Below are 15217 nucleotides of genomic sequence, written 5' to 3'. Positions count from 1 at the left end.
ACAAAATTGGCATTCATCAGAAATAATACCCATCCCTGATAGTTGTACTTTTTAGAAAAAAAAATAGTCATTTTTGGTTATTGACATATCCAATAAAAAGAGGTTTCTTTGCAGAAAATAATTGATATAAAAATAAACCTATGAAGTCAATTGCTATTATTTATGGTTCCAGTACCGGTAACACCAAATATGCGGCGCAATTAATCGCCGAAAAATTAGCCGGTTATTCGCCAGTATTAAAAGATATCGCCGAGGTTTCCCCTGAGGGATTTCCGGAGGCGGAGGTTCTTATGCTGGGATGCCCCACATGGAGTATCGGAGAATTGCAGGATGACTGGGATACGTTCTTCCCGAAAATCAGCAAACTCAATCTGAACGGCAAAACTGTGGCTTTCTTCGGGCAGGGAGATTGTGAAGGATATCCCGACACGTTTGCCGACGCTCTTGGTATTCTTTATGATGAATTTGCCAAAACAGGATGTACTTTCATAGGGGAAGTCTCTACCGACGGCTATACGTTCGACGATTCCCAGGCTCTCCGTAACGGCGTCTTCGTGGGATTACCGCTGGATGAAGACAATGAGAGCGACAAAACTGATAGCAGGGTTAGCGCTTGGGTGAATTCACTGAAGCAATATCTGGATTGATTTTCCTATAACGATCAAACGATATTAAATGATATTATCGGAAGATCGACCAATAAAAGTCCTCATAAGGGCTCTTCTCTTTTAAATTATTTATTGTGCACTACACTATCAATAAAAAACCCCCACAAATTTGTGAGGGTTTTTTATTATCTGTCACGCAACAAATTTATGTCATGCCGCATTTTACCATTGCTTACGGTAGATTGTATTACTTACTTTCGTGGCTGAAATAAATACCATTGGTAAGTTGAATTGTTGATATTCCTGCTGTACTATTGGTGTAAGTGATCTTCGTTCCAATAACCGTCAGTTTATCTCCCACTTTAATGCCTTTGTCAGCTATCAGGTTTTTTCTAAAATCGCCGGTGGCACCATACCCCGGATAACAGCCGTACACGAAAATCTCACGGCCGCCCTCTTTCAAATAGAGATTACCATATATCCAATTGTCAATCAATGTAATTTCACCCGTTATCATAAAGTAATCTGTATTAGAATCGGGTTTGGCCAACACCTCGGTAATAGTAGCGGCAGTTACGGGAACAACCTCTTCCAAAACGGCACCGATTACTTGTGGAGTACCCTTATAATCGCCACGTTTGCCGACAACGGTGATGATGTCACCCGCTTTCAAGCCTTTCGTAGTGAAATCCTGGATACCATACACATAGGTTTGCCCGGAGAAGTCCCTCAAGTATAAATTACCATACCTATCATCGGCAATGCTGGTGATCACACCGGTCAAACGATATTGGGTGTCACCCACTTCCGCGGCGAGGAATTCAGCCACGGTAGCTGCCACAATCGCTCCTTTTTGGGTAAGCGTTGTTTCTGTAGTATACTCTTTAGAACCATCGGTAGTACGGAATATGAGAGTAGTTCCGCGGTCTCCGCCGGTATTGGCAGCGGCTTTGAACTTCACCACGGCATTCGTTCCTGCCGATTCGATAGAAGAGATTGACAACCAGGATTTGGCATCTTCAGGAATATCTACCGATACGCCTTGCCCTTTGCAGGTAAGGAATGCAGTGAACTCACCCCCTTCGATGGGAAGCACCTCGTTCTCCACAGAATCGACCTTTATCAGTGATTTGGTGATCTGGATAACCGTTACATCCACAAATTGAGGAGAACTGTTGTAGGTCGATTTCGGTCCTTCAATGGTCACTTCATCTCCCACTTCAATGCCAAGACTCAGGAAGTTTTGCTTCCCTCCCTTCGCGTCAAGGGTACCGTATATATACAAGGTGCCTGTTTCATCCGCCAGATACCAGTTACCATACACTGTATTTGCTATTGAGGTACAAACACCGGTAACCCGGAAAGTTTTTCCATCGGGACCGGCATTCGCATCAGCTACGGAGACTTCGGATATTTGCGCTAATCCCTGGATGATATTGATTCTCTGCGTTTGGCCGGCACTCTTCAATAAAACCTCCGCAGTGCGCCCATCGATGGCCGAGGGGGCAGTAAATTTCAGTTCTGTTTCACCGGCACTTCCGGTAGCGGAGGAGATCGTCAGCCATTTCACTGAATCTTTCTCTGTCATTACTTTCTCAGCTGTCCAGTTCTCTTTGGCCGTTACGGTAATGGTTGCTGAACCACCTGCTTCAGGAATGGAGACATAAGACGACGATACCCGGATTTCATCGAGCAACGTTATAGATTCGTCATCGTCACAACTCACCATCAAGGTCAGCATTACGATAAATAACGGGAATAAATATTTTAAGTTCATATTGCCTGTACTTTTAATGAATTAGTTGAAAATATATTTGATACCGATGGAAGCATACCAGCACTGGCCCAATGAGTAACTCGGGGTAAATGTTTTGGTATCGCCATTGATGGCAGCAGGTGTGGAGAAGATAGCCACGCCGTCGGCATCCACACCTTCATACTTGAGGATACGAGGATCTGAACCAATAGCCGGATTCAGGTATTTAGCCACGCCCCACTTGGAATTGAACAGATTCATCACATTTTTGATATCCATGCTCAATTGCAGTTTATGCGTGTCTTTGCCTGCATTAACTACAAAATCGTGCTTCCAGCTAAAGTCGATGCGATGTACCCAGGGAGAGTAAAGGCTATAGGCTTCAGCATACTTGCCTTGACGGTCTTTCAAATAACTGTTGGCATGCACATAGTCCATAAAACGGGTTTTGTCGTCTTCTGTCACAAAGCGGAATTGATTGTCAGCCACTTCCTTGTCGGTAGGCACATAGATTGCATCGTAGTTGTAACCGTCGCCATTGATATCATTGACCATCATGTAGGAGTAACTTGATCCACCGCGCCATCCTTCATAGATAAAGCTATAGTGGTTGCCGCTCTTGTCGTGGGCAGTAAGTGAAGCCACAATACGGTCGGGAGTGTTGTATTGGGAATTGTGCAACCTGATGTGGTTGGGACCTTCTACTGTGGGAACGTATCTAAATGCCGATTCAGCATTGTTGCCGGGCATACCGGTCACATCTTTGGCCACCGTGTGTGTATAGGCGGCCATTACGCTGATATGCTCCGTGGGTTGGGCATTGAGCGTGATGTTGGCTGACCAGCCATACCCGCGGCTTGTGTTGTCCAATACGAATGCCGGAGTATTGATGCGGTAACCTGCAGGATAAATCGGGCGGTTGTCCACACCGTTGAAACGGGCAAAACCACCGGCAGAGGGAGTACTCCAGTCGGTCAAACAGACACCGTTGATAGTTTTATTGAAGATTCCTTCTACCGTTACCGAAGAGGGGAAAGGTGTGGGGAATGCATAATCCGTAGCCAGCGAAATTTTCCATACCTGCGGCATTTTGAATTTTGGATCAACGGCCGCAATAGAGGAAGGAGTTGATCCGGTTTCAGGCGATATGGTGGTAAGATATCCCAACGAGGCTAATTTGTCATAAAGGGCAGAGATGTTAGCTTTTCCGTTGGCATCCGTTACAAGACCGCCGGCAAACTCATTCATCGTAAAACCGTTTTTCGCGGCATTTGCAGCATTGATCTGCGCCTGGTATTGCACCATACCACCGTTGGTGGGCATATTGGTGAAAAACACCAGCGGTAAATTACCGGAGAAAAGGCCGGTACCACCACGTACTTTCAGACTCTTGTCGCCAAAAGTATCCCACACAAAACCTACACGAGGAGAGAGAATGACATTTGCCGAAGGCCATTTACCGGTATCGATATGACGACCGAAATAATCGATCTCCTTGATCGCATTGTTCGTCATCAGGTCACTATTGTTGAAGAAAAGGCCATCGATACGCAGGCCATACGAAAGTTTGAAGTTCTCATTCACACTCCAATCATCTTGCACATACACACCAATTTTGTTGGTCCTTACACGGGCGACAGGTTTTTTTTCGCCATCATACCCGTATGTCAAGTTGACAACTTCGGGTACCCCTCCGTTTAAAAAGTCGTCGAGACTTGTATAGCGATAGTAGCCTGTACCACTACGCATATAAGCGTTATCCGCCATCTTGTATTCATAAGCGAGACCTCCTACGATTTTGTGATTACCCAAGTAATAGGTCAACTCATCCTTGATGTTCCATACATTATTATGCACAGCGTTGTTCCATGTGAAAAGTTCATAGCCCAGGGACATATAGGCTTGTCCATCTTTCAGAATATCGATGAAAGGGAATTCTGTAGAAGGCGACCCGCGCATATCGTCCAATTTGGAGAAGGTGGCCAGGAATTGGTTAGAAAGGTTGTCCGACAAACGGCTGTTCAAGTCGAAAGAGAAGGAATGCACAAGGTTATCCTGCGAATACATCGAGTTGGCAAAAGCCATGGAAGCTTGTGACATTCTTGCTTCAGACATCGTGGTTCCTCCATCCATAGAAGAAGCATTGGGCGATCTCCACGCAACATTCTTCGTATAGTTATAACGCAACGCCAGCCGATGCTGGTCAGTAATATTCCAGTCCAAACGGGCAAGCAGCTTGCGGTTGCTTTCATCTGCCGGAAAATTGGTATAGGAACCGGTTTCATAACCATACTTCTCTTTTACGAAATCAGATACCTTCTGAAGGTCACTTTCCGTGGTACGGGAGATATAATTGTCGGGCACAGCCACACCATTGGTGGATGCTCTCCAACGATTGACGACGGTGGGCGTTTTGGCCCATTCACCGTTTACAAAGAAGAACAATTTGTTTTTGATAATGGGACCACCCAATGTGAACCCGTAGCTTGTATTACGGTCTTTATCCCGCGCTCCCGCGATTTGTTGATTCCTGACAGCATCACCACGCATATTCTCATTTCTGTGGTAAGCATAAGCACTTCCCTTGAAGGTATTGGTTCCCGATTTTGTAATGGCGTTCACGCCACCACCGATAAAATTTGTCTGGCGCACATCATAAGGCGCGATAACCACCTGCAACTCTTCGATAGATTCCAAAGAGATGGGATTGCCTCCACCGGGAAGCGCGTCACTCAAACCGAAGTTGTTGTTGAAATTGGCACCATCCACCGTAAAGTTAGCGGTACGACCGTCTGTGCCGGCAAAACTCATACCATCGCCGCCATAAGGTGAGAGGCGGGTAACGTCCGTGATACTGCGGGTTACGGTAGGCAAATTGGTGATCTGGCTGTTGGTGATGTTGGTCACCGCCCCGGTTTTCTCATTAGAGAATTTGGTTCGGGTTGCCGTCACTACAATTTCGTCCAATGAGGTAGTTTCTTCCGAGAGTACCGCATTCAACACGTAATTTTCACCTAGGCTCAACGTAATGTTGCTTGTGGTGCTTGTACCATACCCTATATATGAAATTTCCACGGAATAAGGCCCACCCACGCGCATACCGTTCAGGTTAAAGCGGCCTTCCATATTGGTCACCGTTCCGAAAGTCGTTCCTGAAGGTTGATGCGTGGCAATCACCGTCGCACCGATCACAACCCCGTCAGCATCCGTAACGCGTCCGCTCATCGTGGAGGTAGTCACCTGGGCCTGCACCACCGTTGCCATCATCAAAGTAAGAGCCAGAGCTAAAAACTTCAATTTCTTTACCATAAATTCAATGTTTAAATTATCAATCCTATTTCTAATAAAGTTAAATTTCGCACACAATATCTCCCACAAAAGTACGATAAATTTATCTAAAATCTGTTACATTTTTGTTACTTTCATTATTCTTTTTTATATATTCAATCGCTGTAAAAATTCCAATACCACAGCTGTAATGAAAACATCCAGATACATTAGTCGTTTTCTCGCTATGGCAAAGTTCAAATAAGTTTAACTTTGCTCATTTAGCTTAACGAAAACGTTCAATTTTATTACCTTTGTACTTTTATATTTCAGACGACTTTCTCCAAAACACTCATTATATAGTGAAAATATCAACTCTTAATAATAACTCGGAAGCTTTTAAACGTTTGTTCAGAGATTATTTTGACAAATTATATGCCTATTCGGCAGGATTATATCGCGACGAGATGCTGGCAGAAGATGCAGTACAGGAAGCCTTCATCAGCCTTTGGAATGCCAGGAACAAAGTCACTTGGGATGCTTCGGCTTATCCCTACCTGCTCAAAACGGTAAAAAACGGCTTTATAAACTATAAATTGCATGAGGATGTAAAACGACGATATACCGAAGAAACATTGCATCTCGAATCGGACACGGTGGATTGGGATCTCCCCGAAGAAGTAGAAGAATTGCATCGCAGTTTGTGGGAGGCGATTGAACGCCTGCCGGAATCCTGCCGCCATACATTTATCATGAGCTGCATAGAAGGAATGAAATATAAAGAGATAGCCGAACAAACCAGCGTATCCATCAATACAGTAAAAACGCAGATACAAATAGGATATAAAAAAATCCGTACCAACCTGAAGATATCAGCTATCAATTCAATAAGATTACTTGCTGCGATAGGTTCAATCTGTCAACCATTGTTAAGGTTTTAATACGTTTACACCCTTTTTGAGGCTATTCTTGTATTTAAATTATGAAAGATAATATTCAATCGGATTCGCCCAAGCTATTGCAACGTTTCCTGGAAGCAAAAAATGCCACTGAAGCAATCTCCCTGATGGATGAATTGCAAAAAAAGGAACATACCGAGGTACGAAAAGCCCTTACGGAGTTACGAAACATGCAGTTGCAACCCGATATCGACGTAATTTGGGACAAGGTACAACAAGGCGTAAAAAAGGAAAACAAAAGGAGAAGGTTTCGCGGAGTATTACGCATAGCCTCCTGCCTGCTGCCGCTGGTAATACTCACCGTGGCTCTGGTGCACAAGAATAGGCCGGAAACAAAACAAGCAGGCAATACGGTAGAAAAAGAGATTAATATTGAAAATAAAGCCTATTTGAAGACGGCAGAAGGGAATACAATACTTTTGTCCGATGGGAAAACCGATACGATATGCGACAGTCGCGGCGAAACCATCGTCGTAAGCGAAAAAAACGGGAAACTCCTTGTAGCAAACAGAGAAAAGGAGAACGAATCACAAGGGGCTGTTGAATACCACACCATAGTAGTACCGCGCGGGGGTAAATACGACCTTGAATTGGCAGACGGCACAACCGTGATGCTCAATGCAGAATCGGAGTTGAAATTTCCGCAAAAATTTAATGGAAACCTGCGCAAAGTATTCCTCAAAGGAGAAGGTTATTTCGATGTGGCAAAAGATGGCCGACACCCATTCATTGTTGAGGTGGAAAACGTCTGCGTGTCTGTATCGGGAACCCAGTTCAACATCAATGCGTACCCCGAAAATAAGAGCGTGGTAACCACTTTGGTAACAGGCTGCGTAAAAGTATCGTTGCCGGAGAATGGGCAGGAAGCAGCTTTGCAACCCGGCAAGCAAGCTATTTGCATGGATAATTCATTAAGTATCCGCACCGTAAACACCATTGATTATACTTCATGGACGAAGGGGCGGTTTTACTTCGAAAATATGCCATTATCCCAAATATTATTCCAAATGGCAAGATGGTACGACATAGAAGTGGACTGGAACGATGAGTCGTTGCAACAGCACACGTTCACAGGTGCTCTCCATCGCGACTACAATGCACAGGAACTACTCGAAATGCTTGCCAAAACAACGAACATAGAATTCACCTTCGATGGACAATCGGTCAAAGTTTCCCGGAGACAGTAAGGGATTCAAACTTTTCCAAGCAGAAATTAACATATTCCAACGATAAAAAAATGATGTTTTTAAATAAAAACGTCATTTTTTATATTATTCATTCACCCTTTCCTGCAGATACCTTGTATTATATAATAAAGTTCATGTCTTATTTAATTATAAACTGATGAAAGAACGATTCAATAAATTACTATGGTTAACCGTTTTGGGCTGGGTGGTTTTAATGCTGCAAACGCCTTTGCAGATGCAAGCGCAAAGCAGAGTACAGGTAGGCGGTATAACTATCAAAGTCGCCAACATGTCTCTCGGGGAGGTCATTGAGTTGCTGAAGACTAAAACAGGAAAAGATTTCATGTTCAGTAACCGGGAAGTAAATATAAAAAAGCCTGTAACCGTCGATTTCAACAACGCGCCACTGCCCACTGTACTGAATGCAATCTTTGGCGACGGATTCCGGTTCGAGATTACACCGAAGATAGTGATAATCAAACCGGTAGAGGCACACACAAAAGATATCAAACAAACAACGCCTGAATGGGTCAAAGGGCGGGTAACAGACTCCTCCGGTGATCCGTTGGTGGGAGTAAACGTTATTATCGAGGGTACTACACGGGGTATCCAGACCGACCTTGACGGCCAATTCAGTTTAAGTGCTGAAAAAGACGCCCAACTGAAATTGACCTACGTAGGGTTCGAGGATATAATAACCAAAGCCTTTTTCGGCAAATCCATGCACATCATCATGATAGAAACGATCAGCGATCTGGGGGAGGTGGTTGTAAACGGATATTTCACACGTAGAACAGAAGGTTATGCCGGCGCGGTCACCACCCTTAAAAGGGAGGAAATTCAGAAACTGGCTACCGGAAATATCTTCACGACCATCAGCGCCCTCGATGCCGGATTCAAAATATCTGAAAATAATAGCATGGGTGCAAGTCCGAATACCATGCCCGATTTCTCGATCCGCGGTAAGGGTTCTTTCCAAGACGGGTCCACCACCCCCCTATTCATCATGGATGGATTCGAAGTTTCCATCGAAAAGGTGTACGATACCGATATCAACCGCATAGAAAGCATCACAATCCTGAAGGATGCATCTGCTACCATTTTATATGGCTCGAAGGCCGCAAATGGAGTTGTCGTGATTGAAACCGTCGCGCCCAAATCGGGACAAATACAAGTGACGTATGACTTCAAACCGACAATCGCCCTGGTTGACCTGTCGGATTACAACCTGATGAACGCAGAAGAAAAGCTGAATTACGAGGTAGCAGCCGGCTTGTATGACAAAGTCAATAGCCCGGCTAACAACTATGAGATACAACAGTCCTATTACAGGAGATACAAAAATATTGCTGAGGGGGTGAATACCTACTGGTTGAAACAACCGGTACGCAACGCATTCTCACAGGCACATTCACTTTATATAAACGGTGGTGAAGGTGCCATACGCTATGGCATCGACGGCCAGTTCAACCAGACCAACGGTGTGATGAAAGAATCCGGACGCGACCGCTATGGCCTGGGGTTCCGCCTGATTTACCGCATCAAGGAAAAAATCACGGTGCAGAATTATGCCTCGTATGCCTATACACATGCGTACAATTCATTGTATGGCAGTTTTTCGACTTATGCCCAACTGAATCCGTACGACCGCATCCGCAACAATAAAGGAGAAATACTACCTACTTTATTAGATGGCAGTCCCAATCCCCTATATGATGCAAAACTTCCCAACCGCGACTTTACAAACACCCAATATTTTACAGACCAGTTAAAAATAGACTGGACAATTACGGAAGAGTGGCGGTTGCGTGGACAATTGGGTATTGAAAAAGGTATCACCAAGAAAGACAACTACATTTCGCCATTCTCCTCCAGGTATATATATGACTCCTCTTCAGGAAGATACACGTCCACTCCTGTAGAAACGCGCGGGGAACTCACACTTCACAATGGTGAAACGATGAACATGTCCGGAAACTTCACGTTGAACTACACCAAATTGATAGGAAAGAAGCATCTGCTATACGCAAGTATCGGGGGTGAAGTGCTCCAGGATAAATTCTCCATCCATGGTTTTACCGCCACGGGATTCAGCGACGACCGCTATTCCGACCCTACCTTTGCCATCCAGTATAAGGAGAATACAAAACCCTATAGTACGGAAAGCATCACCCGTTCGATAGGTACATTTGCCAATATCAATTATCTGTTCGACAACCGTTTCTTTGCTGATTTCTCCGGTCGCTACGACGGTTCTTCCCTGTTCGGCGCCGACCGTCGCTGGGCTCCTTTCGGTTCTATTGGTGGCGGATGGAATATACACAACGAACATTTCTTAAGGAGAGGATCGGCTCTCGACCTATTGAAAATAAGAATTTCCTATGGTATCACCGGTAACCAGGAATTCCAGGCATACCAAGCCCGCACAATGTACCAGTATCAGACCGGACGTTTGTACAACACATTGATTGCCGCAACCCTGATGGGATACGGCAATCCCGAATTGAAATGGCAAAACCAGCATCAAACGAATATAGGTTTAGACCTGGGGATGTGGAAAGACCGGTTGAAAGCCTCCTTCAATTATTACAACAAATTGACTGACGGCATGCTGACGCAAGTTACCGTAGCCCCTTCCATCGGTCTGCCGAGCAACGACTTCACCAGCAACCTGGGTGAAATACGTAACCGGGGATTCGAGGTAAATATCAATGGCGCCATTATCCAGAACGTGAAAAAAAACCTGGAATGGAGAGCCTGGGCACAAATCAGTCATAACAAGAATACGCTGTCGAAAATTTCCAACCAATTGAAAAATATCAATGCGACAAACAATCTGGAGACAGTGATTCCGGGAGCCGTATATGAAGAAGGAGAATCGATGAACGCCATCAAAGCGGTAAAATCATTGGGCATAGATCCCGTCACAGGCCAGGAAATATTCCTGAAAAAAGATGGTAAAACCATTACTTACACCTGGGATCCAAATGACAAAGTGCTATGCGGCGACAAAGATCCTGACATATACGGCAATATAGGTACCAATGTATACTGGAAAGGATGGAACCTGAATATGATATTCGGATATGAGTTGGGAGCCGACTATTACAATAGCACGCTTGCAACCCGTGTGGAAGGGATTAACCCTGCCTGGAACGGAGATCGCAGGGCGTTGACAGACCGATGGAGCGCACCGGGACAACATGCCCGGTATAAGAACATCAAAGAGTATGAAACTAATTATATATCCAGCCGGTTTATACAGAACAGGAGTTACCTGCACCTGACTTCATTGTCATTGTCGTATGATTTCAGGACCCAATGGATGAAACAAGCCCATGTCAGCAACCTGAGGTTATCGTTCTATGCCAATGACCTGTTCTACTTGTCCACCGTGAAAGCCGAACGGGGTTTGGATTATCCGTTTCAACGCAGTTATACCTTTGGGTTAAACATCAGTTTGTAGAATAATAAATAGAAATTATGATGAAAAAATTGATATACTTAACAATGATCAGCGGGGTCATTCTATCTACTTCGTGCAATGACTGGCTCGATATCACCCCTCACGGGCAGACCCAGGCCGAGGAACTTTATAAAACAAGCAGGGGATGTAACTCCGCCTTGGGCGGCATCTACTACACTCTTTCTTCTTCTGACTTATACGGGAAAAATCTTTCTTATGGGGCAATCGATATTCTGGCACACTACTGGGATATTTCCACCAGCACCAACCATGTTTATTACAAGTTATACAGCTATGACTATAAGGATCAGAGTTCGGTTGCTATCTTCGATGCTATCTGGGGTAACATGTACCAGGCCATCACCCAGTGTAATGCTTTACTGCATTATCTTCCCGGAAGTCGTGAAGACATTGAAAATGCCGACTTGATTGAGGGAGAAGCATATGCATTAAGGGCCTTTATACATCTGGAACTGTTTGAAATGTACGGGGCTGTCATCCGGACAAAAGCTGACCTGCAAAAGAAGGCAATTGCCTATCGGACGGAATTTGATGTGACCTCGAAAGATTTTAATACGGGAGAAGAAGTATTGAATTTTGCGGAACAAGACCTGCAGAAAGCGTTGGAATTACTGAAAGACGATCCTGTCAAAAGAACTGATATCGGCAGGAGAGGTGACGCCAACGCTTCATTGCTGGACTATCACGAAGTGTTGAACCGCCGGGGTTCACGCCTCAACTATTTCTGCACATTGGGACTTCTGGCGAGGTTGGAGCAATTGCGGTTAAACCCTCATGAAGCCTATCAATACGCACAAAGAGTGATAACCGAGGCCAACGGGATTATCCAGCTGATCAACAAAGAGAATAACCTGCCTACCAATCCGAGCAGGAATTTCGCCTATAGTATGGAAATGCTGGGGGCAATCTATGTAAACAACCTCTATGATATGACCAACGAATTCTTCTATATGGAAGGAAAAGGAGACAGCAATCTCTCCATTCCGATTGGAGACACCCAATACTCCTCTCTCCTGAACACTATTTATGGACGTACCCCCGATGGGGCAGGCACCGATAACCGACTGAGATATTGGTTCGAAAAGACAGAAAATATTTACAACTTCCAGAAGTTACATGAAGCTCCGGTGCAATCCGGGCTAAGAGCTGCTTACGATCCCGAAATACCGGTTATGCGCATGTCGGAGATCTATTACATTGCCTGCGAATCAAAAATAGGTATCGACAATACATTGGCCTTACAATACCTGAATGACGTGCGCAAAACGCGTAATCTCGAAGAGTTGCCACTTCCTATCGGGGATGTGGAAGTTACGTTAAAGGAATACCTGGTGCGGGAAGCGCGCAAAGACATGATTGGAGACGGGCGCATATTCCTGATGTGCAAACGGATGTTTTATCCTATTTATGTGAAAGCAGGAGAGGAAATAGCACCATCAGACGAGATTTTTGTATTTCCGATACCCGATGATGAATATGAATATACCAACAATGAAAAAGGATAAAAGGAGGTAGTATGAATAAAAAAAGTTTTTTGGCGACCCTGTTCTCCTTGTTTACGTTATTTGCCTGCAATCAACCTATCGATGACTTCGATGCTCAAGGAGACAATTTTATCTATTTTGATATGCCCAACGTATTAAATCAACTCGGGCACCCCACAAAAGTGCGGGATACAGTGATGAGTTATTCGTTCGATATGGACGAGAGCCACGTCACCTTTCACACGTTTAAAATTCCTGTCACCATCATCGGCATACCATCCGCTACCGACAGGAAATATCATGTGGAAGTAGTGGCAGACAAATCCACGGCAACCGCAGAGGACTGGGATAAAACCACCATCAGTAATCTGACCGTCAAAAGTGGAGAGATGAGGGATACCATCTACTTGAAAGTAAACCGGACTGAGATTCTACAAAAAGAAGAAAGGAGATTAGTGTTGAGGATTGTACCCAATGAACATTTCCTGTCCGGATATAACAACCTGCTGGAAATATCCATACTCTTTACCGACCATCTAACCCCTCCGGAATGGTGGGAAAAATGGCAATCTATCTTTGGCGAATTCTCACGCGAAAAATTTACCAAATGGAAGGAAATCTATTACCTGGGGGCCGATCCAAATGTGGAACGTTTTGAAGGTCCCGGGTTGGATAAACCTTTATACTGGGACAATATGCCTTACTATACGATTCTTTCGTGGTATCCGTCAACTGACATGTTCATCCAAATGTTGAGGCAGTATTTTATCGACAACGAGGTGTATCCCGACGGAGACACCTCCAAGCCGCGCATCACAATTCCATACACCGGTTAACAAATCATTAAAACAGCATGATTATGAGAGAAAAAATATTGCATAGCCTCTTTGTAACCGGTCTCCTCCTCCTTTGTGGGTGCTCGGAAGACAAAGGCAATTATGATTATACCGATTTAAATACGGTAACTATTGCAAATATTCCGGCAAAATCATATGCACCGGGAGCAACAATCCAGATTATCCCCGAATTGTCACGCAGCCTGACCGCAGGCGAAGAAAACCTTTCCTTTCAATGGGAAGTGGCCGGAATTGCCATCTCCCAAGAACGCAACCTGGATGCATTGCTTCCGGCAATGCCCTACGGACAAAAGGATTGCGCATTCATTGTGACAGATAACATCTCGGGAATGAAATATTACAGGACATTCGATATTAATATTGTAAACGAATTCAACTACGGGTACTATTTCCTTACCCGCCAACAGGACGGTAGCACAATCGTAGCTTATTTGCCCTCCTTTAGGAATGATGACAAAATACCACAAATTTTACACACTACTGTTTGCGGCGATGTCACTTTCGGTAAGGAACCAATAAAGATTGCCGGATCATTCGGCTATATCAACGCACTCGGCAATTACTTCTGGTCAATGACCATCATCACCAAAGAGGGCTCTTATCCGGTCACATCTACCAATAATGGCACTTTCCTGCCCTCTACACTGGTTTCGGAAGAGAATTTCATGGACAAGAATTCCGGGTACGTATTCCAACCGGAGAAGTATGACGTAAATCCTTATGGACATGAAGTATTTGTAAGTGACGGCAAACTGGTTTTTTATGGCTCCGGATTGCTCTACAGGCCTGCCAAACATGAAGGGAACTATTATTGGAGCCACATAAGAGGTACTTACGATCCCTATACTCTGTGGGCTTTCGACAAACTCTCCCGGAAATTCTATTTTGTTTCACCCAAGCAAAATGATCCGATATCAGGCACCATAGCAGAAGTAAACGCCTACGACCGGGTAATTCCCATCACCGACTCCCCGACAATACGGGAGAATGAATATTTTATCGGATTCTCAAAAAACTCCAGGACAAATATGAACGGGCTGTCAGCATACACAGCAAGCAACGAAGGCATCAATATTCATAGATACGAATTTGATGATGACCCTAAAAGCAATTATGGCATAAACCACAGGTTCCTGGGTTCAACGCTTTTACCTGTCATAGGGGCAAACCAGGATACAAAATGTGTATCTCTGGAGAATGATTGTTTCTTTGGCATTGGGAACAAAATTTATACGACTCCCACAGAATTACCTACACTTAGCGAATTCATCACTATCCCTCCGGAATATGGGGCAATCATCCATCTGGGACTCTCAACCAATGAAACCAGGCTGATTGTAGCCACGTATAATCCAAATAGCACAGCGGAAAAGAAAGGATCCGTACTCTTTGTCGATACCCATAACAAAAGAATAACCGAAACATTCAAAGAGGAGATTGACGAGTGCATATCCATTTTAGGGGCCAACGCCGATGTGTACGGTATGACCAATGGCCTGGGAGATGACAAATAAAGAATAACAACTAAAACAAAAAAGAGACTGTCTCTTCTGAAGGTTCGCTTCATTAGAGACAGTCTCAATTTTCGGGTATTTATTTTACCTATTTTCGG

At 44.4% G+C, this 15217-nt stretch carries 9 protein-coding genes; 7 read left to right on the top strand and 2 right to left on the bottom strand.

Annotated elements, in window-relative coordinates:
• Window positions 1-140 precede the first annotated feature (140 nt).
• The gene (gene fldA, locus B4G81_RS03375; RefSeq protein WP_294080112.1) at window positions 141-647 is read left to right on the top strand and encodes a flavodoxin FldA; all 507 of its coding nucleotides are present in this window, start codon (window positions 141-143) and stop codon (window positions 645-647) included.
• A gap of 208 nt (window positions 648-855) precedes the next feature.
• Here fldA and B4G81_RS03370 read toward each other — a convergent pair whose 3' ends face one another.
• Together B4G81_RS03370 and B4G81_RS03365 are read right to left on the bottom strand one after the other, a co-directional pair.
• Window positions 856-2385 carry a BACON domain-containing protein gene (locus tag B4G81_RS03370; RefSeq protein ID WP_294080110.1) on the bottom strand — a complete coding sequence of 510 codons (1530 nt, stop codon included), beginning with the start codon at window positions 2383-2385 and terminating at the stop codon, window positions 856-858.
• Window positions 2386-2406: 21 nt separating this feature from the next.
• On the bottom strand, window positions 2407-5673 hold the full coding sequence (locus tag B4G81_RS03365) for a TonB-dependent receptor (RefSeq protein WP_294080108.1): 3267 nt from the start codon (window positions 5671-5673) through the stop codon (window positions 2407-2409).
• Between the two features lie 320 nt (window positions 5674-5993).
• On the opposite strand from B4G81_RS03365, the gene B4G81_RS03360 reads away from it, so the two are divergent.
• From B4G81_RS03360 to B4G81_RS03335, 6 genes are all read left to right on the top strand, one after another.
• Window positions 5994-6572, top strand: a complete 579-nt coding sequence (locus tag B4G81_RS03360) for an RNA polymerase sigma-70 factor (protein ID WP_294080106.1) — start codon at window positions 5994-5996, stop codon at window positions 6570-6572.
• A gap of 41 nt (window positions 6573-6613) precedes the next feature.
• Window positions 6614-7777 (top strand): FecR family protein, encoded by a 1164-nt coding sequence (locus B4G81_RS03355; protein WP_294080104.1) that lies wholly within the window; start codon window positions 6614-6616, stop codon window positions 7775-7777.
• Window positions 7778-7934: 157 nt separating this feature from the next.
• A complete protein-coding gene (locus tag B4G81_RS03350; protein WP_294080101.1) occupies window positions 7935-11243 on the top strand; it encodes a SusC/RagA family TonB-linked outer membrane protein in 3309 nt (1102 codons plus the stop codon).
• A gap of 17 nt (window positions 11244-11260) precedes the next feature.
• Window positions 11261-12769 carry a RagB/SusD family nutrient uptake outer membrane protein gene (locus B4G81_RS03345; protein WP_294080098.1) on the top strand — a complete coding sequence of 503 codons (1509 nt, stop codon included), beginning with the start codon at window positions 11261-11263 and terminating at the stop codon, window positions 12767-12769.
• Between the two features lie 11 nt (window positions 12770-12780).
• A complete protein-coding gene (locus tag B4G81_RS03340) occupies window positions 12781-13584 on the top strand; it encodes a DUF4843 domain-containing protein (protein WP_294080095.1) in 804 nt (267 codons plus the stop codon).
• A 23-nt stretch (window positions 13585-13607) separates the two neighbouring features.
• On the top strand, window positions 13608-15119 hold the full coding sequence (locus B4G81_RS03335) for a PKD-like family lipoprotein (protein ID WP_294080093.1): 1512 nt from the start codon (window positions 13608-13610) through the stop codon (window positions 15117-15119).
• Window positions 15120-15217: the final 98 nt, after the last annotated feature.

Origin of the sequence: Proteiniphilum sp. UBA5384 (assembly GCF_002410825.1) — a bacterium.
Lineage (GTDB): Bacteria > Bacteroidota > Bacteroidia > Bacteroidales > Dysgonomonadaceae > Proteiniphilum.
The sequence above is the reverse complement of the archived record's forward strand: the minus strand, read 5'-3'. Positions and strand labels throughout refer to the sequence as shown.